12 protein-coding genes and 1 pseudogene are annotated in these 19,378 nt (G+C 46.4%); 9 read left to right on the top strand and 4 right to left on the bottom strand.

From position 1 onward, the window contains the following. Positions 1-201 precede the first annotated feature (201 nt). The 4 genes from ACEN8J_RS20045 to ACEN8J_RS20030 all read left to right on the top strand — a co-directional run bounded on the left by ACEN8J_RS20045 (position 202) and on the right by ACEN8J_RS20030 (position 4,754). Complete coding sequence (locus ACEN8J_RS20045) at positions 202-1,263, top strand: EAL domain-containing protein (RefSeq protein WP_029514697.1); 1,062 nt, start codon at positions 202-204, stop codon at positions 1,261-1,263. Positions 1,264-1,622: 359 nt separating this feature from the next. Beyond that, positions 1,623-2,636, top strand: a complete 1,014-nt coding sequence (locus ACEN8J_RS20040; protein ID WP_340931230.1) for a zinc-dependent alcohol dehydrogenase family protein — start codon at positions 1,623-1,625, stop codon at positions 2,634-2,636. A 153-nt stretch (positions 2,637-2,789) separates the two neighbouring features. Continuing rightward, positions 2,790-3,947, top strand: coding sequence for an SMP-30/gluconolactonase/LRE family protein (locus ACEN8J_RS20035; protein ID WP_495593888.1), 1,158 nt, complete (start codon positions 2,790-2,792; stop codon positions 3,945-3,947). Between the two features lie 18 nt (positions 3,948-3,965). Next, complete coding sequence (locus ACEN8J_RS20030; RefSeq protein ID WP_029514700.1) at positions 3,966-4,754, top strand: SDR family oxidoreductase; 789 nt, start codon at positions 3,966-3,968, stop codon at positions 4,752-4,754. A gap of 219 nt (positions 4,755-4,973) precedes the next feature. Here ACEN8J_RS20030 and ACEN8J_RS20025 read toward each other — a convergent pair whose 3' ends face one another. Then, positions 4,974-6,065 (bottom strand): hypothetical protein, encoded by a 1,092-nt coding sequence (locus ACEN8J_RS20025; RefSeq protein WP_029514701.1) that lies wholly within the window; start codon positions 6,063-6,065, stop codon positions 4,974-4,976. Between the two features lie 272 nt (positions 6,066-6,337). Here ACEN8J_RS20025 and ACEN8J_RS20020 point away from each other — a divergent pair, with 272 nt between their 5' ends. Next, positions 6,338-8,038: a glycoside hydrolase family 13 protein gene (locus tag ACEN8J_RS20020; protein ID WP_029514702.1), complete on the top strand. Its 1,701-nt coding sequence runs from the start codon at positions 6,338-6,340 to the stop codon at positions 8,036-8,038. 151 nt (positions 8,039-8,189) lie between these two features. Here ACEN8J_RS20020 and pdaA read toward each other — a convergent pair whose 3' ends face one another. Next, complete coding sequence (pdaA, locus tag ACEN8J_RS20015; RefSeq protein ID WP_069010765.1) at positions 8,190-8,987, bottom strand: delta-lactam-biosynthetic de-N-acetylase; 798 nt, start codon at positions 8,985-8,987, stop codon at positions 8,190-8,192. A gap of 261 nt (positions 8,988-9,248) precedes the next feature. On the opposite strand from pdaA, the gene ACEN8J_RS20010 reads away from it, so the two are divergent. Together ACEN8J_RS20010 and ACEN8J_RS20005 are read left to right on the top strand one after the other, a co-directional pair. Next, entirely contained in the window at positions 9,249-10,271 is a 1,023-nt protein-coding gene (locus ACEN8J_RS20010; RefSeq protein WP_069010766.1) for a methionine ABC transporter ATP-binding protein, read from the top strand. Next, entirely contained in the window at positions 10,268-10,933 is a 666-nt protein-coding gene (locus ACEN8J_RS20005) for a methionine ABC transporter permease (RefSeq protein WP_029514704.1), read from the top strand. The genes ACEN8J_RS20010 and ACEN8J_RS20005 overlap by 4 nt, the downstream gene beginning before the upstream one ends. Here ACEN8J_RS20005 and ACEN8J_RS20000 read toward each other — a convergent pair. Together ACEN8J_RS20000 and ACEN8J_RS19995 are read right to left on the bottom strand one after the other, a co-directional pair. Continuing rightward, positions 10,930-11,225: pseudogene (locus tag ACEN8J_RS20000) on the bottom strand (MerR family transcriptional regulator). The gene ACEN8J_RS20005 and the pseudogene ACEN8J_RS20000 sit on opposite strands and share 4 nt — an antisense overlap. A gap of 99 nt (positions 11,226-11,324) precedes the next feature. Beyond that, entirely contained in the window at positions 11,325-12,305 is a 981-nt protein-coding gene (locus tag ACEN8J_RS19995) for an aldo/keto reductase (protein WP_165147951.1), read from the bottom strand. 273 nt (positions 12,306-12,578) lie between these two features. On the opposite strand from ACEN8J_RS19995, the gene ACEN8J_RS19990 reads away from it, so the two are divergent. Together ACEN8J_RS19990 and ACEN8J_RS19985 are read left to right on the top strand one after the other, a co-directional pair. Further along, on the top strand, positions 12,579-15,995 hold the full coding sequence (locus tag ACEN8J_RS19990; protein ID WP_495593887.1) for an S-layer homology domain-containing protein: 3,417 nt from the start codon (positions 12,579-12,581) through the stop codon (positions 15,993-15,995). A 159-nt stretch (positions 15,996-16,154) separates the two neighbouring features. Then, positions 16,155-19,301, top strand: coding sequence for an ATP-binding protein (locus ACEN8J_RS19985; protein WP_069010769.1), 3,147 nt, complete (start codon positions 16,155-16,157; stop codon positions 19,299-19,301). Positions 19,302-19,378 lie beyond the last annotated feature (77 nt).

The raw sequence follows: 19,378 nt of genomic DNA, 5'->3' as shown, positions 1-19,378 counted from the left end.
CTTTTTTTAATATCAAAAAACAGCCCCGAATTATTATGAGTGTAAAAAGGTTTTGTTTTTGTCGAATATGTACTTAAGTCCTAAGTTATCGTTAAAAAAAGCTGCTTTTTTGTAAAAAAACGTAATTATATAGTACTTTTGTTCTAGTTATTTGTGATATAATGGTGAAAAAACCGGAAAATTGTTCCGAGGAGGACCATTATGACATGCAGCAATTGCAGCATCATATTACCTATAAAGGATCAAGGATTGCTTAGAATTAGGTATTCCAGGGTGTCGCTTACTCCAGCATTAGATGGTTTGGGCATGCTATCGGAACAAATGAAGCAGCAACATGAGCGTGAGGGCGGCATAGAGTTTCGCTATGAGAGCCGTTCAGAGTTGGAACAGCTGGTTAACGGACTGGCTCGTCTGCCGCAGGAATACTTGAACCATATACAAGTTGTGGTGACTGGCTTGCATCATGTCGAAGGATATGAGGACTGGCTTTTATTTAGTCAATTGCAAGCCAGACTGCAACATCCGGATATCGTGAGTATTATTAAGGATCAAAGTTTTTCCAGCCATATGCAGCCTATTGTTGACCACAAGCTGGATATTATCGGGTTTGAGTTTTTGCTGCGTCCGTCACATGCGGAAAGACCTTTTCAGCCTTTCCGACTGTTTGAAATCGCCCGTGAAGCTGGCTTGCATGCTCATCTGGATCGCTCGGCTCGTTTTTCCGCTATTGAAAAAAGTGCAACATGCCTTCCGGCGGGGATTAAACGTTTTATTAACTTTCTCCCTTCCACCATTTATAATCCGGCTTATTGCTTGAATCACACCTTTGAGACGATTGATCGGTTATCCATGAGTACGAAGGATTTTGTATTTGAGGTCGTAGAAACGGAAGAGATAGACGACCTTAATTTTTTGCATCATATCTTTGAGCAATATCGTAATCGAGGAGTTTCAGTTGCCCTGGACGATGTGGGGGCAGGCTATTCTACGACAGAGCTTATGAATTGCCTTCAGCCGGATTATGTCAAAATTGACCGTAGTATAATTGACGGCTGTCATAGTAACAGTAATCAGAAACGGCAAATCACAGGAATTGTAGAATCGGCTTTTCGTTTTGGAGGCCAAGTGTTGGCTGAAGGAGTAGAGCAGATAGAGGATTTTGAATTTTGTCGTGAAGCAGGTGTGTCACTGGCTCAGGGTTATTTGTTTGGCAAGCCGGAGCCCGGTCCGCCCTCCAATTTTATGCTTAGCAGCGTAATATAGTCAGGAACAAATTTAAGTAGATGTAGTTTATAAAAATTGGAGCTTAAATAAGGCTATCGTATAAGCATTAATGTAAAAAACGCGAGTGCAGAGGTTATTTCACCCCTGCAACTCGCGTTTTTTGGTCATGCTTGCCCACCTGAACAAGCTCTGGCAAGCAAAGCCATCCAGTCTCCAATTTTACTTGGTAAGGGACGTTAAAAGCCCGGAAGCAGTTTACGACCGTTTTTTTTAAAAGTAAAGATTGACGTTTTGAAGACAATTGAATACAGTGTACTATATAGGAAACAGTGTTTCATTTGTGATACACTGTATCTATATTAGGTAAAAGGTTTAACAATACAGGGAGGACAACCAAAATGAAAGCAGTGCAACTGAAAAACGGTTTTGGCTTTGAAGAGTTAACCTTGATGGAACTTGACACACCGGTGCCGGGACGGCTGGAAGTTCTGATCCGCATAAGGGCAGCGTCCCTCAATTACCGTGATTTGGTAATTATTAACGGAGTCATGCCGATCGGCATTCAATTTCCCTTCATTCCGTTATCCGATGGAGCGGGTGAAATTGTAGCTGTGGGCGAAGGGGTGACAAAATTTCAGGTAGGACAAAGAGTAGCGGCAAATTTACAACAGAAATTCATTGGCGGGAGCACGAGAGCGGAGGTCTTAAAGGACAGTCTGGGAGGCCCGCTCAGTGGAGTGGCGGCTGAATATATCGTTCTGCATGAAGAGGGGGTCGTCGCCATTCCGGATCATCTATCTTGGGAGGAGGCTTCCACTTTGCCGATTGCGGCATTAACCGCATGGAGCATGCTGATGGAATCCGGTGGGCTGCGAGCGGGAGATACGGTGCTCTTGCAAGGAACAGGCGGTGTTTCCATCTTTGGGCTTCAATTCTCTCTGATGGCGGGAGCACGGGTAATTATCACATCGAGCAGCAATGACAAGCTGGAACGGGCAAAGGCTCTCGGCGCATGGCAGACAATCAACTATTCGGAGGTTCCAAAGTGGGATAAGGTGGCTCTGGAGCTGACAGACGGCGGAGTCGACCATGTCCTGGATGTAGGGGGAGCGGCAACAATGGCGCAATCCATCAATGCACTTCGTACCGGAGGGACTGTGAGCATGGTCGGATTCTTATCGGGCTTGACCATTCCTGAGTTCGATGTCACTAGCATTTTGCAGAAGGCTGCAACGATTCGCGGTAGCCAGGTTGGTAACCGGGAACATTTCGAAAACATGAATCGTGCCATTTCCCGCCATCGTTTACATCCTGTCATCGACCGGGTATTCCCGCTCAGCCGAATCGGCGAAGCCTTCGCACTTTTGGCTGAAGGAAAACAGTATTTCGGTAAAATCGTCGTTCAAATATAAATGAGCATTTTGCATAAATCCCAAGAGCGATTTCAAATCAGTAATATATAGATCGAAACGGTTTAGTTCGTCTATATAGTGTACTTTCGAGCGTTGGGAATTGAATTATGCAAAATGCTGAAATATTATTCAAATCACATAGGAGGCACTCTAATGCCCAGTAAACCTGATTTATCTGTCAAAGATTCTCAAGAAAGAAAGAATAAAAAACCGCGTAAGTGGGTACGCAGAACCGGATTATGGCTGCTGTCGGTAATCCTTCTGGGAGTGGTTATTTTTATGCTCATCCCTTCCCCTGTACAGCCTGCAAAATGGCTTGCACCTTCGGCCCCCTCTTTTGAACAAGCGGGTCCATGGCAACAAAACAACAAACTCAGCTCCGCAGAGCTTGTTACAGATGCCCCTAAGTTTCCGGAATTTATCACCTTTGACAAGGAAGGAAATTTATATACGGGAGACTCCGATGGGAAAATTTATAAGGTTGTCTTTGATACAAAGGGCAATCCGCAAAAGGCCCAGCTATATGCAGATACCAAAGGAACGCCCAATGGACTTATGTTTGATGCAAGTGGAAATCTGATCGTTACGGATGTTAAGAAGGGGCTGCTGTCGGTAGATCCATCCGGAAACGTGACGGTGTTGGCCAATCAAGTCGACGACACACCGATCTATTTGGCCAACGAGCTGGATATTGCCAAAGATGGTACCATTTATTTTTCTGACACCTCCAATTATGGCAGTGTAGTCTTCAAAGAAATCGCCGAGAACAAGCCGCATGGACGTTTGCTGAAATATAATCCGGCGACCAAGCAGACGACAGTTCTGTTGGAAGGTCTTTATTTTGCGAACGGGGTTGCCTTGTCTGCGGATGAAGATTTTGTACTTGTGGCAGAGTCGTATCACTACCAATTGACCCGATACTGGCTCAAAGGGCCGAAGAAAGGGACTTCGGATATTTTTGCGGATAATCTCGCCGGTTTTCCGGATAACATTACGCGTGATGATCAAGGCCATTTCTGGGTCGGTCTCTTCACGACACGTATTCCCTTTGTAGATCAGATGCATGGAAGCCCGTGGCTGGCTGGAATGATGGCCAAATTGCCTCAATCGCTGCTCAGCGGTGCAAGCGCACCTGTGAAGCATGGACTTGCTGTGGAGCTTAATCCGCAGGGTAAATTCATCGGAAGCTGGCATGATCCTGAAGGCTCGCTTTATGGGGTAACCACGGCTGTAAACCATGACGGATATTTATATATAGGTACAGCTCCTGGAGGCAGCCAGGGTGTTCATCGAGTGCTTTTAACCAAATAAGCTTGGGGAGGGTTTAACATGATATTGGATGAGTTGAAATTATCCTGGAAAGCGAAGGAAAGCCTGGCCGGGAAAGTAGCTTTGGTAACAGGCGCAAGCAGCGGCATTGGGGCATCGATTGCAAAAAAACTGGCAAAGCGTGGCGCGTATGTAGCTGTATTGGCGCGCCGTCAGGAGCGATTGGATGAATTGGTTCGCGACTTGCACCAAGAGGAATTGTATGAGGTCATGGCAATACCTGCCGATATCCAAAAGGCTGAAGACATACAGCAGGCGGTCCACGCCATTCTTGAACGCTGGGGGCGGCTTGACATTATCGTTGCCAATGCCGGCTTCGGGTATCGAAGTCCGCTGGCAGAGGTGGAACTGGAGCGCTGGGAGGAGCTTTACAAGACGAATGTGCACGGTCTTGTCCTGACACTGAAGTACGGACTTCAGCCAATGAGGGAACAGGCCAAGGGGGATGTTGTCATTGTCTCCTCTATTGCAGCGAAGGAAGTGGTTGCCGGAGGAGGACTATACAGCGCTACCAAGTACGGCGTTAGCGCCATAGCCTCTGCATTGCGTTTGGAGACCAGTACGCAAGGAATTCGTGTAACTGCGATTCACCCCGGGGCGGTGGCGACGGAGTTTTCGCAGGTGGCCGGATATCCCGAGCAGGAAATTCGGGCGTTTGCTTCGAGCGTTTTGCCGCTGCATCCCGATGATGTTGCAGAAGCTGCCCTTTATGCACTAGAGCAGCCGGAGCATGTCAATATTCCAGAGTTGACCATTATGCCTTCGAGGCAGGTCCAGCGGTTCAAATAGAGCGATATTTATTCTGACATAAACCGGGTGAGCATGAACCAAAAAGCGCGAGCTACAGGGGGGAATAACCTTGCACTCGCGCTTTTTTATACTAATGATGAAGCGTGACTGTCCAATAAAGTTTAAAACCACTTTGGGATAGCTCCATTTACTATAGAGGAGACCATATCCCGTAACATTTTGGCCCCACGTTCGCTCATCCAGTCATCGTGAGCACAGCTATAGTGTAATGACGTACAGACCTAGCGGCGTAGTTGCGCTACCTGCAACCATGAAGCTGAGAGAATAGCTGGATCTGCCGGGGGGAACGCTGATATCAGCTAATCGGCATACCTTGGTATTATCTCGTAGCAAAGGGATACCATATACACGATCATCCACGCGTACAGCCCCGGCGAACGCGCCCCCACGTGGATTCGCGTAGATTCTGACGATACGTACCTCGTCACTGTCGTTAACGATGGGAATGGTCGCGTTGTATATGGTTCCGAATTGTCCGCGATTATCTAGCGCAGGCCCCAGCTCGCTGCGTGCCCCGGTAAACAGCAGATCGGCAGGAGCCTCACCGTTCAGCTTTTTGGTGGCACACGCCCGATAGTTGGCGCTCTGTCCCACCACGTACTCTGGCATCCGCGCATTCGTTTCGGAAAAGGACCACACCCCTCGTGGATGCGCCTGTGGTGGAGGTACGGGAGGAAGCGCATCCATATGAATCTGGCGCAGATCGGTCTGCGTGTCCTTGCTGATCACGGTGCGAATCACATAATCCAGCGTACCGTGGCCTTCAGCAAATTCTACGGTAAGGTCATAGATGAATCCGGCCAGCGATCCCTCGGGCAGCTCAAATTCCTCCAGCAGAGCGGTGCCTTTGCCGAATTTATGACGGTCTGCTGGCCTCACACGTTCCATCGTACCCGCCAAACAGCTTTTGGCAATAGACTGCCCGACATCAATAATCCAGTTGCCGTCCTCAGGCACAATCTTAAGAGCGCGTTCAATATGGCGTACTTCCAGTTTAGCAGCGCTCCTGTTCTCTACAGTGATGCCCAGTTTAACAGGGCTGTCGATTTTGTTATAATGCCAGCCGAAAATGCGATGTTTGACTGTTCGGGTTGTCGAGCGAACCATGTCATGCCACAGGGTGGCTTGCTCGGTAGGTACCGTCACATGGGTAAGCGTCTCCGGGTTATCGCTAAGCATCAGGCGGCGTGTTCCGCCCTCAGTGGCTGACTCCACATCCACATGGATGTTGGGCGGGATCACGGCAGTTTCCACAATCAGATCCTTTGGCTCCTTGGATCGATGGTTCATGTAAATTCCTCCTTTTATTCAAAAGTGGCACCGCTTTGGGTACATGTATATGGGCAGTTCATAAATATAGGTAACGCCAGATCCATTTATACAACCTGTTTTACAAAATATTTTTTTAAAATAAACCTCCGCAGATTATAGCGGTTCTGCTAATGCATCGAAGCAAGCTTACAAGACTCTTGTTCCCAATCACCAACGATTCGCAGCCAGGTATTGCGTGTATGTTAAGAGCATAAGCTATTGGATGTACAGAGAAGCTACAGGAGGGAAACATGCCTAAAAAAATATGGTGGAAGGAAGCCGTTGTATATCAGATTTACCCGATCAGTTTTCAGGATTCTGACGGAGACGGTAAAGGGGACTTGCGAGGCATTTTGTCCAGGTTGGATTATTTGTGTGAACTGGGTATTGATGTTATCTGGATTTGTCCGGTATATAAATCGCCCAATCACGATAATGGATATGATATTAGCGATTATTATGCCATTATGGATGAGTTTGGAACAATGGAGGATTTTGACGAACTGCTTCACCAGGCGCATGAACGAGGTATCAAAATCATGATGGATTTGGTATTAAACCATACATCGGATGAGCATCCGTGGTTTACGGAGTCACGCTCGTCCAAGGATAATCCGAAGCGGGACTACTACATATGGCGAACAGGCAAAAATGGCGGATATCCGAACAACTGGGAATCGTATTTTTCTGGCTCAGTGTGGAAATATGACAAGCTTACAGACGAATATTACATGCATCTATATTCCGAGCATCAGCCGGATCTGAACTGGGAAAATGAAGAGATGGTGGGCGAGCTCTACCGCATGGTGGAATGGTGGCTGAAAAAGGGAGTCGATGGCTTCCGTTTTGACGCTATTGCCCATATTGTCAAAGCCGAAGGGCTGCCGGATGCCGATAATCCCGACAAACGAACCTTGGTACGGGCTTATCAGCTCTTTTCCAATCTGGAACAGGTACATGTGCTTCTACGGATGCTGAATGAAAAGGTGCTGGAATGTTATCCCTTAATGACAGTTGGCGAAACGTCTGGCTTAGGACCGGAACAGGCGCTTGATTATGTGGGAGACCAGCGGCATGAATTGAATATGGTCTTCCAGTTTGAACACATGTTTATTGATGCACAAGGTCTAGGGACGGAAAAATGGAAATCCAAGCCATGGACGCTGGTGGAGCTGAAAAAAATAATGAGCAGTTGGCAGACAGTGCTTCATCAGGAAGGATGGAATGCCAATTATCTCAACAATCATGATCAACCTCGGGCTCTCTCCAGATTTGCGAATGATGGACAATATCGTGTGGAATCCGCCAAAATGCTGGCAACCTTCACACATATGCTTGAGGGTACGCCTTATATTTATCAGGGTGAGGAAATTGGGATGACGAATATTGCATTCCCGTCGATTGATGATTATCGGGATGTGGAAACGTTAAACTATTATGAGCAGCAACGAAAGATTGGTGAGCCGGAGGAGCAGATTATGGCGGCAATCTGGCGAAAAAGCCGGGATAATGCACGCACTCCGATGCAGTGGGATGCTGGTCCTGCGGCCGGATTTACCGATGGAGAGCCGTGGATGAAGATTAACGATAACTACACACACATTAATGCAGAGGCTGAAAGAAATAATCCAGGCTCGATTTTCCACTATTATCGTAAGTTGATTGCTCTGCGCAAACAACATGAGGTCATAGTCTATGGCGAATACAAGCTTCTGTTGCCACTGGATACAGAGCTGTATGTATTCACTCGTATGTTGGGAAAAGAGCGTTTGCTGGTCATTTTGAATTTCTTTGACCGTGATCCGGTGTTCCACTGGCCCGAAGGTGAGGAGCTTCCTGCCGCCAAGGCGGAACTACTTCTCTCCAACTACGAACCGGTACAAGGGGAACAACTGCATGCCTTGAAGCTGCGGCCTTATGAAGCCAGAGTGTATAAGCTAACCATGCATTAGGCTTTGCTATCTTTAGAATGGTAAAAGAAGGGAAGGCCCATAGAGCCTTCCCTTCCTTGGAGTAAACTAAAAAGCCCAATCCACACTGGCTACCATGGGCAGGTGTGGATCGGGCTCATTATGATATGGTCTCATTAAATGTAGTTACTTTTTAGTGATAATGTTTCACCTTAAGGTCGTCTAGACTTTTAAACTCATACCCTTGCTTGCGAGCCTCGTCGATGATAGAAGCAAGCGCCTCGGCATTATCCTTGGATACGGAATGGAGCAAAATGACCGCTCCAGGGTGGAGCTGCTTCATGACTTGACGATAGGCATAGTCCGTTCCTTGCTGAATTTTTGTGTCCCAGTCCTTGTAAGCCACAGACCAGAATACGCTCGTATATCCGGCTTCTCGACAGGAAGCCAATGCTTTTTCACTAAAAATACCGCGAGGCGGCCGGACATATTTCATTTCTTTTTGCCCGGTTAGCTCTGCCGATGCATTTCGTACCCGATCCAGCTCAGACCGGATCTCTGCCGAAGAAATGGTGCTCATATCAGGATGGCTCCATGAATGGTTGCCGATAATATGGCCCTCACTCGCCATGCGTCGCATCAAAGCTGGCTGGTCTTTTACAAAATGCCCCGTCACAAAGAAGGCGGCCGGAACCTTTTTGGCCTTCAATACATCCAGCACTTTCGGAGTATACCCATTCTCATAGCCGTTGTCGAAAGTGAGAAATAATTCTTTTTTAGTCGTATCCCCCAGAAAGATGCCACCTTGTCTTTCGATCAGGTGCATAAAGCCTTCTTGTGCGATGGAAGGCAGCTCCCCTCCTTTACTTTTTTTAAACCCAAAATGATAAGGCTGTCCGTCAACAGTCTGAGTAGCCCATGCGGGTTCCGCCGTAACTGCCAACATACCCGTTACTGCAATGCATAGCCACAAGGTAAATATTCGCTTCATCTATGTTCCTCCGCTTTCGTCCCGTTCGGGTAAGGTGTGTATGCTTCGACATATTTCATACCATCTGCAATATCGTACTGATTTATGCAAGGACATGCTTTGACCGAATGTAAAACTCATATTGACATGAATATTAAATCGAAGTAGTATACTTTATAAAACTCACTAGAATACTCGGATTTAATTCGATCGTTTATGCCGAAGAAAAGCATCAGCTCAGAATATCTTACATACTTGTAAGAACGGAAGGAGTTAGGACTCATGATTGAACTTAGGAATGTATCTAAAACCTACGTGAGAAAAGGCCTAAGTATTGAAGCGTTAAAAAATATAAATATCAAAGTGGATAAAGGGGACATCTTCGGATTTATCGGATTCAGTGGCGCAGGGAAAAGTACGCTAATCCGTTTGGTCAATCGTCTTGAGAAAGTAACCAGCGGAGAGGTTCTTGTTGAAGGGGAGCAGTTAAATACCTATTCTACCTCTGGACTGCGGAAGGTAAGGAAGAAGATTGGAATGATTTTTCAGCATTTTAATCTGCTGGAATCAAAAACGGTGTTCGACAACATTGCAATTCCGTTGGTGCTGCTTAAGCGCAACAAACGCGAAATAGAGGGGCGTGTGAAAGAGCTTTTGGCGTTCATAGGATTGTCGGACAAGGCGGACAGCTATCCCAACGAGCTTTCCGGCGGACAAAAGCAACGTGTCGGGATTGCACGGGCGCTTGCGAGCAACCCATCCATTTTGCTCTGTGATGAGGCGACCTCGGCACTTGATCCGCAGACCACACAGTCTATTCTCGACTTGCTTCGCAAAATCAACAAGGAATACAAGATCACCATATTGATCATTACCCATGAGATGTCGGTGATTCAGCGAATTTGCAACAAGGTTGCCGTAATGGAAAAAGGGGAAATCATCGAGCAGGGCAATGTCCTGGAGGTATTCGGACAGCCGCAGCACCCGACGACGCAGAGCTTTGTACGCACGGTCATTCACGATGCAGTACCCGAGAGTGTGCTACAAACGTTCGAACAGCAAGAATCACAGCGGATTTACAAGCTGGAATTTATAGGACAGGTTGCTTCTGATCCGGTAGTTCATGAATTAATTCGGCAGCATGATATCCATGTGAACATTTTGTTTGCCAACATGACGGAGATTCAAGAAACGACGATTGGCTATATGACAATCCAACTGCGTGGTGGACAGCATTCCATTCAGCAGGCTGTTGATTTTATCAAGAGCAAAGGAGTCCATATTCAGGAGGTAGAGAGTCTATGATGATTACAGGAACCACGATAACCTGGGATCAACTGTGGGAAGCTTTGTATGAATCCGTGCTCATGGTCAGCATATCCTTATTCATTGGCGCCCTGATCGGTATCCCTATCGGTATTTTACTCGTCATCACACGCCCGGGCGGAATTCTGGAGAACAAATGGCTGCACAATATTTTGAATCCGATCATTAACATTGTTCGTTCCTTACCGTTTATTATCTTACTGATTGCGATCATTCCGTTAACCCGTCTGATTGTGCATACATCCATTGGGACCAGCGCGGCAATTGTCCCCTTGATTATATATATTGCGCCATATATCGGAAGGCTGGTCGAAAACTCGCTGTTGGAGGTGAATCCGGGGATATTGGAGGCAGCAGATGCGATGGGGGCGACCCCGTTCCAGGTCATTCGATACTTTTTGCTTCCTGAGGCATTCAGTTCTCTGATTTTGTCGTTAACGACAGCAGCCATTGGTCTGATTGGTGCTACTGCTATGGCTGGTGCGGTCGGCGGAGGCGGAATTGGCGATCTGGCGATCGCATATGGCTATCAACGTTTTGATACGCTGGTTATGCTGATTACCGTCATCATTCTAGTCTTGTTTGTACAAGGTGTTCAGTCCTTGGGGAACCTATTGTCCCGTAAAGCACGCAGGGGTTAAATTAGATGTTTTTTTTCACCTATTGTCTGTTCATAGCTTGTAATTTTATAATCCATGCGTTCCAATACGTTGTTCATATCTTTCATTTTTGCAATGAGCTGCTTGCGCTGCTCTATTAGGAGTTCTTTTCTCGCATACATTTAATATATTCAACCCATCTGCAATCTTCTTCCGTGTAATCTCTGATGCCACTTTTATTACGGTTCACACGCGGAATAAGTCCGATGCGTTCATAATAGCGGAGTGTATCCTGAGATAGTTCGAATTTTTTGCTTACTTCTGCGATCAACATGCAGACTTCACCTCCTGATTTCTGATCAAGAAACGCCCTATGTAAATGGATAGGGCGTTCTTGTCGTTTCTTATTTCGAAACTGTCATTTCATCCATATTTACTGGGCGCCAACTACCGGATGAGGAACATAAGGCTCTTCCAGCAATGCGATTTCTTCAGGTGTTAACGTAATCGAAAGAGCAGCTACTGCATCTTCAAGATGAGACGTTTTCGTAGCACCGATAATCGGAGCTGTTACCGGTTCTTTCTGTAGCAACCAGGCAAGTGCGATTTGAACGCGGGGAACTCCGCGTTTTTCTGCGATGGCCGCAACCTGCTCCACGATCAATCGATCGGTATCTGCAGTCGCATCGTATTTAGATTTTGCCACTTGATCGGTTTCGGAACGATGTGTTGTTTCCTGCGCATCACGCGTCAATCTTCCACCTGCAAGTGGGCTGTATGGAATCACACCGATTTTTTCTTCCTTACAAAGCGGCAGCATCTCTCTCTCCTCTTCACGATATAAGAGGTTTAAATGATTTTGCATCGATACAAACCGGGTCCATCCATTCTTCTCAGCTATATGCAAAGCCTTTAGAAACTGCCATGCGTACATGGCAGAAGCTCCGATATATCTTGCCTTCCCAGCCTTCACCACATCATGTAATGCTTCCATCGTCTCTTCAATAGGGGTAGTGTAATCCCAGCGATGAATTTGGTACAGATCCACATAATCTGTCCCCAGTCGCTTAAGGCTCTTATCGATTTCACTCATAATAGCCTTTCGAGAAAGTCCCGCACCATTGGGGCCTTGATGCATACGGAAATGAACCTTCGTTGCAAGGACAATTTCATCTCGATTCGCAAAATCTTTTAAAGCCCGTCCGACGATTTCTTCGCTAGTTCCGTCTGAATATACATTCGCGGTATCAAAAAAATTGATGCCTAGCTCCAGGGCCTTTTTTATAATGGGACGACTGCGCTCTTCATCTAATATCCATGGATGAATCCATCGTTCTGCAACCCCAAAGCCCATACACCCAAGACAAAGCCGGGATACATCCAAGCCGGTATTTCCAAGTTTCATATAGTCCATTTGATTATACCTCTCTTTCCTAGATATTGTTTTCTTCAAATGTTCTACTCCAGCTACTTACACCGGATATTATTACATTTGGAGTTCACTCCAAGTCAAGCGATTTTGTTGCGTGATGCCTTCATATAGGACTAATTGTTCAGAATCGGTTCAGTGGGGTTTCGTATAATTCTCTTAGCATAGTTCCTTGGTTGCATAATCCGTAGAACTAAACATGACTAAAGACTTTGATAAAACAGGATATATGCCAATAAATAGCGTCTAGGAGTGGAAATGTTGAAACTTATAAATCGAAATAAATGGATTGCATCTGCGATGGTATTGGGGATTGCTTCAGGCTCCATCGTATCTTTGCCTTGGCTGGGGGGCGCTCAGACTGCTTATGCAGCGACAGCAGATACACAAAGTGAAACTGGATTTGTAGCACAAGCTCGTACTTTGGGTTTGATGACAGGTGGGAATCAGGGCGATTTTATGGCACAAAAGAATTTGACCCGCGCTGAAGCGGCCAAAATTTTGTGCGGTCTGTTCCAGTTGGAAGTTAACAATCAGCCGCAGACTTCTTTTATGGATGTATCGTCCGATGCATGGGGCGCTCCCTATATTGAGGCCGTACGTGCAGCCGGGTATATGACAGGTAACGGAGAACTCTTCCGTCCGGGGGATGCCATTACCAAGGAAGAACTGATTGTTTCGCTCGTACGTGCAATGCACTTGCAGGATACAAGTACTGCGGATGCACAGCAAAATGCAGTTCAGGTTGCCCGCTCTTACGGTCTGTTATCAGAGGATGCTTCTGCAACGGATTTGAAAAATCCATTGAACCGGGAGAGTGGTGCAGAAGTATTCGTCAGCCTGCTGGATCATCCGGTAGGAGAAGTGAAATCAGAGGGCAATACCGTTCGAATCGGAAATATCCCGTACCAGTTGGAAGGATCTTTGCAAGGCTTGTTTGGTGAAAATAACAAAGCTGTATTAAAAGGGGCAAAAATCGATCTTAACCGTAATTTGCGTACACTCACAGGTGTAAATAAGCTGGAAATTAACGCAGACGGTGGTGTATTTGACGGTAAGGGTGTGTCTTTTGATGGACGCCTGATCGTCAATGGTTCGGTAACCTTGAAAAACATGTCCTCCACAAACGTATTAGAAATCAAAGGCTCAGGGACCCAGCCTGTATCGGCCATTTTGGAAAATACGACATGGTCCGGTGTAGAACTGGGCTCCAAGGATGCCAAACTGACTGCAACCGGGACGACAAAGATTGACAACCTTACGCTGAAAAATGATGCATCGATCGGGACCGAGGGGGATGCAGCGATTAGTCGTGTTTCATTGCAACAGGGACTAGGCAAGCTGTTGGTGAGCGGAAGTATTGGTTTGCTGGATGCATCACAATATGTGGGTGTTCCTTTTATCACACTGGCCAAGGGGGCTGCAATCAACCAGCTCAATCTGCCGGAACAAAAACAGCCGCAGGATGTTATTGTTAACTATAATGCGATGAAGGAAGCAGTTAGTCTCGTAAATGGTACGAAGAACTCATCCTCTGTTGGATCGGTTGTCACGGACACAGATAGCAAAGATAAGAAAAAACGTGACAGTGATATCGTCAGTATAGACCGCAGTCAGTTGGAGACGGAAGTCCATGCAGCCAAAGAACTGTTGGAGCGTGCAGGTGAGGGGGGACTGGATCAGGCGCTTTACACGGTCGCAGCGAAGGAAAACCTGTCCATAGCAATCAATCAGGCTATGCTGGTACTGAACAATACGGCAGCTACACAGGCAGAAGTAGATCAAGCGCTCAGCACATTGAAACAGGATGTTTCTGTGTACACAACCTCAGCCACAGAGCCGGTGATTGGAACACAGGAATTAACTAGACTGGTTCAGTTAGCTTCGACTACCCTTGAACAAAACCGAATGGTTGGTGATGAATTTCCACCTCTTTGGGACGACTCACTAAGTCAAGCGATTCAATTTGGCAACAATGTGTTGGAAGGAAATGCGCCTCAAAATATTGTGGATCGGGAAGCAGAAAGCTTGCGTCGAGTAATAAAGGTATACAAAGCATCAGTAAAACTCAGAGATGCCTATCTGCATTTTGTCGATGTAACGGATCGTGTGGATAATTTGAAAACAGATAAAGCGCGTTACAAGTCCTTAGTAAGAGAAGGATCAAATGTATATGTGAATCCATTGGCTACAACTGAGCAGTTGGAAGAATGGACACAAAAAATAGATCTTGCTACAGAATCATTCTTGGCACTGCAAGCAGCGGACTTCTCGGTGCTTAAGAATACTTTACAAGAAGCGCAGGTTATCTACGATCAGAATGGTTCTCAAAATGCTGAACTAGATAACTTGATTCAGGAATATACAGAGAAGATGCACACTGCTATGACCCAGCAGGACGTATTGAACTTGAACATGGAGCTGAGTCAAAGGCTTACGGAGTTCACTGTGCCATTGCCTGCTACAACTCGGGAAAAACTGCAGCAGCTGGTTCAAGATATTCAACTAAAACTGCTGTCTAACCCTGTGGCTCGTAATTACTTGAATACGGAAATGCTGTCTTTAGAGCAACAAACAGGACAAGCCAACTTTGCACTCATTATGCCATTTACTCCTGAGGAGCAATTGGTCATCTCTTATAATCAATTAAGTCAGGCTAAAGGGACCTATCTTGAAAAATATAACGAGAAAAGACTACAATTGAGAGACAAAGTCATTGAAATGCAGACTTCGATCAATGGAATTTTGCTGCAAAATTCAGGCGCATTAAGCGCTGAGGCTCAGCAAGCCTTGTCTTCTGCTTCAGAGCATGCCTCTACTTTCTTAGGCTTGTCCAGCTTTGAATTACAAGACGTTGTTCCTGTATATGAGGAGCTGCAACAAGTACAGAGCCAGTATGCTGCACCTATAACGGTGGATACTACGTTGTTGAATCACAATATCAATTTGGCCAATAATGAAATTTTGACGTTCGGCCGTCATTATACGGAACAAGATAACGAAGAACTTCAAGGGCAGATTAATCTGGCAAACCTTGTGCTTAATAATCCGGATAGCACACAGGTACAGGTAGACCAAGCTAATACGGATCTGATTACAGCGTTTGCGAACTACCAATTCAAATGGATCGTAACTGATCTTGATATCAATGAGCTTAAGAACATTGCGAACAATCTGCTTACAGTAAATGGTACAGATCCTACGACGGTCTACTTTCACAGAGTAGTGGATGCATTCAATCGTTTGGACCAGTATTTGCCTATGCCAGAACTTAAGAAAAATTACATGGATCTGGAAGATGCGATTCAGGAGTATAAAGATTTTGTAGCCAGCCAGCAACAAAACAGCGGAACAGGAAGCAGTGACAGTAACGGTCGACCAACGCCGCCGAGCGATAGCGACGGAACAGGAAGCAGCGACAGCAGCAGTGGAGCAACACCGCCGAGCGATAGCAACGGAACAGGAAGCGGCGACAGTAGCAGCGGAGCAACACCGCCGAGCGATAGCAACGGAACAGGAAGCGGCGACAGTAGCAGCGGAGCAACACCGCCGAGCGATAGCAACGGAACAGGAAGCGGCGACAGCAGCAGTGGAGCAACACCGCCGAGCGATAACAGTGGAGACGATTCAAGCTCGATTCCTGGCGGTAGTATTGATGGCGTTATGATTCCTTAATAGGAGAGGCTAGAAACTACAAGTACGTATTGAAGGGGACGATTCCGCACAGATTTTATCTGCGGCGGGCGTCCTTTTTTGTATGGACAACGCTTCTAATGTAGCTGAATAGAATAACCGATACAAAAGATAGACGTTATTGAAAAGAGCGGAGGATTTATGAAAAAACAGGGTGTTTTATTTTTTATTATACTTCTGCTTGCTGTTGCGTTACCAGTGTATCCGTTAGTGTCGGGTGTTTTATCCGGAAACAGTCATTGGAAAGCTCATAACGGTATTATTGATTTGCGTAATTGGGACCCTCATAAGGAAGGCCCTGTACAGCTGGGAGGGGAGTGGGAATTTTACCCTAATCAGCTTGTGCAACCTTTATCCTTTCATGAAATGCAACAAGATAAGGATTGGGAAAGTCATCAGAGTTCTTCAGAGTTGGGGATGGAAACGAGATCTTCTGCCAAGATTGTGGATGTGCCAGGTAGATGGAATCAGTGGATGCCTAAGGGACAGGCGACCGGATATGGAACCTATCATATCCGTGTGCTGTTGCCTGAAAAAGCGGAAAATCTGTACGGCATCTATATGCAAAACATTCGCAGTGCCAGCCAAGTATGGATTGACGGAGAAAACGTCGGAGCGAGTGGTATTCCCTCTGTTTCTGCCGACAAGGGTAAGCAGGGCAATGTTCCCTATGTTGGGTTTGCATCGGTAGATGGACATTCGGCTGATATTACCGTGCATGTGGCTAATTATAGCTATTCCTCTGGTGGGATTATTTATCCACTGTTATTTGGGGATTACGAGAGTATTACGCATAGCCGGGAAGTTGCAATGGCAGAGGACACCGTACTGATCGCAGGATTTTTTATTCCTACCGTATTTTTTATCATGCTATACCTTTTGCGTAAAAAGGAGAAGGCATTACTTTACTTAGGATGCTTCTGCATCGCGGCTTTATTTTATATTCTGACACATGGAGAAAAGCTGCTGGTTTGGGGAATACCGGATTTACCTTATGAATGGGTACTGAAAATACAGTCGTTCTCGTCAACGCTGTTCTACTATTTTCTGATCCGCTATGTTCATCTTTCGACGCAGATTGTTATGAATCGGATCGTGCTGCGCTTCTATCATATTACAACCGCACTGATGCTGGGTATGGGGCTATTTTTGCCTACATTGGTACTCTCATCCTTTGAATTGTTTATTCTTCTTTTTGGTGTAGTCAGTGTGGGATACGTGTTACTAATCTTGATTCGTGGGCTTCTTCAACAGACGGATGACGCTGCACTGCTAGTCATTAGTATTATGAGCATTCTTATGATTGTAGTGACTAGTTTTGTGTATATTCTGGGCTGGGGAGATGTACGTGGGGTGACAGCCTATGAAATGCTCATATTCGTATTGGCTCAAACGCTGCTGCTGGCCAAACGTTTTGTACATTCGTTTATGGAGGTTGAGAACCTGTCACGACGATTGCTCACACTGGATGGGTTGAAAAACGAATTTCTGGCGAACACGTCACATGAACTGCGCACTCCTCTGCATGGAATTATTAATATCGCTCAATCCATGCTAGACCGCTACGGGACACAATTCAATGAGCCGCAAAAGCACAATTTGGCCTTGATTGCGAATGTAGGACGCAGACTTTCTTATTTAATTAACGATATTCTGGATTTTTCTAATTTGAAAAATGGCAGATTAGCCTTAAATCGTCGGCCTGTCAATGTACAGGCAGCTGTGAATTCCGTGCTGGAGGTATTGGGGCATACGGTGGGTAAGAAAAAGCTTCAATTCGTCAAAGAATGGCCCAGTTCGTTGCCCAAAGTAGATGCGGATGAGGATCGGCTGATTCAGATTTTATACAATTTATTGGGTAATGCGGTGAAATTTACGGAGGAAGGCAAAATCGTAATCTCTGCCAAAGCGGGGACCCGTGAAATGGAAATCAGTATAAAGGATACCGGCTCCGGTATTGCCCAGGAGCATCTTTCGCATATATTTGAACCTTTTAACCGAGGGGCGAATGCTGAGGATGAAGGATACAGTGGGACAGGGCTTGGATTAGGCATAGTCCGTCGTCTGGTGGAACTGCATGGGGGTCATATCCGGGTAGAATCTAGATTAGGTAAGGGTTCGACCTTTTATTTTACACTGCCCTTGGCGCAGACCGGAACGTTGGGACATGAAGCTCAAAAAGATGTTTCGCCTGCGGTTATATTGCAGCCTGGCGTGACGTCGGGTCAGAATGTGATTCCGCATGAAGAGGATGCACTGGAGCGAGTCCAGACTGTCCCTTACAAAGTGCTGGCTGTAGATGACGACGAGGTTAACCTTCGGGTGCTGGAGGAACTATTATATGCCACAGGTTGTAGCGTGGTGGCTGTGGATCATGCCGAGGAGGCACTTCACATGCTGAATGGCCGTACCCGATTTGACCTGGTCATTACGGACTGGATGATGCCGGAAATGTCCGGTATTGAGCTGTGCCGACGGATAAGGGAACGGTATTCCCTGTCCGAGCTACCGGTGTTGCTCCTGACGGCACGCGATCTGCCCGGCGATATCCGCGCAGGTTTTATGGCCGGAGCGAATGATTTTCTACGTAAGCCTGTTGATGCTGAGGAATTAAAGGCACGTGTGCGCACGCTGCTGAACATGCGCCATTCAGCGGAGGAAGCGGTGCGTTCTGAAATGGCCTTTTTACAGGCACAAATCAAGCCGCATTTTCTGTACAATGCCTTGAATGTCATTGTTTCGACCGTAGCCGTAGACCCGGACAAAGCAGCGGAGCTGCTCATGGAGCTAAGCCAGTATTTGCGGGGGAGCTTTGATTTTCAGAACAGAGAGAATACGGTACCGTTATCCAAGGAGCTGGAATTGGTAGAATCGTATGTGGCACTGGAAAAAGCACGATTTGAAGAACGTTTGCAGGTAACCGTAGAGGTAGGGAGGAACATCCGGTCGCTCATCCCGCCGTTAAGTATTCAACCCATCGTGGAAAATGCGATACGGCATGGTGTGATGCAACGGGCAACAGGTGGAACCGTGCGAGTGGTTGTGCAGGAGGATGGAACCGATTTTGTGGTCAGCGTGACCGATGACGGCGTAGGGATTCCACCGGAGCGACTGGAACAACTGCTGTCGGATGATCATATATCTTCCAGCGTGGGACTGCGTAATATCCATCGCCGTCTTATCCATATGTATGGAGAAGGACTGCGGATTGAAAGTAATCCTATGCAAGGGACGACGGTAAGCTTCCGTGTGCCGGAAACGATTTCGCCCCGGAATACCGATGAATAAAAAAAGTACAGTACATTCGTCGGAAAAGCTAATGTCACGCCCGCGACGATACGATATATAAAATATAAGAGATTAAA

It is taken from the genome of Paenibacillus sp. Paensp38 (assembly GCF_059491915.1).
This window is presented reverse-complemented; position numbering and strand designations above follow the sequence as displayed.

What these genes read in the sequence shown, in the direction of transcription:
- ACEN8J_RS20045 (WP_029514697.1), top strand. Translation starts at nt 202, where the DNA reads ATGACATGCAGCAATTGCAGCATCATATTACCTATAAAGGATCAAGGA.
- ACEN8J_RS20040 (WP_340931230.1), top strand. Translation starts at nt 1,623, where the DNA reads ATGAAAGCAGTGCAACTGAAAAACGGTTTTGGCTTTGAAGAGTTAACC.
- ACEN8J_RS20035 (WP_495593888.1), top strand. Translation starts at nt 2,790, where the DNA reads ATGCCCAGTAAACCTGATTTATCTGTCAAAGATTCTCAAGAAAGAAAG.
- ACEN8J_RS20030 (WP_029514700.1), top strand. Translation starts at nt 3,966, where the DNA reads ATGATATTGGATGAGTTGAAATTATCCTGGAAAGCGAAGGAAAGCCTG.
- ACEN8J_RS20025 (WP_029514701.1), bottom strand. Translation starts at nt 6,065, where the DNA reads ATGAACCATCGATCCAAGGAGCCAAAGGATCTGATTGTGGAAACTGCC.
- ACEN8J_RS20020 (WP_029514702.1), top strand. Translation starts at nt 6,338, where the DNA reads ATGCCTAAAAAAATATGGTGGAAGGAAGCCGTTGTATATCAGATTTAC.
- pdaA (WP_069010765.1), bottom strand. Translation starts at nt 8,987, where the DNA reads ATGAAGCGAATATTTACCTTGTGGCTATGCATTGCAGTAACGGGTATG.
- ACEN8J_RS20010 (WP_069010766.1), top strand. Translation starts at nt 9,249, where the DNA reads ATGATTGAACTTAGGAATGTATCTAAAACCTACGTGAGAAAAGGCCTA.
- ACEN8J_RS20005 (WP_029514704.1), top strand. Translation starts at nt 10,268, where the DNA reads ATGATGATTACAGGAACCACGATAACCTGGGATCAACTGTGGGAAGCT.
- ACEN8J_RS19995 (WP_165147951.1), bottom strand. Translation starts at nt 12,305, where the DNA reads ATGGACTATATGAAACTTGGAAATACCGGCTTGGATGTATCCCGGCTT.
- ACEN8J_RS19990 (WP_495593887.1), top strand. Translation starts at nt 12,579, where the DNA reads ATGTTGAAACTTATAAATCGAAATAAATGGATTGCATCTGCGATGGTA.
- ACEN8J_RS19985 (WP_069010769.1), top strand. Translation starts at nt 16,155, where the DNA reads ATGAAAAAACAGGGTGTTTTATTTTTTATTATACTTCTGCTTGCTGTT.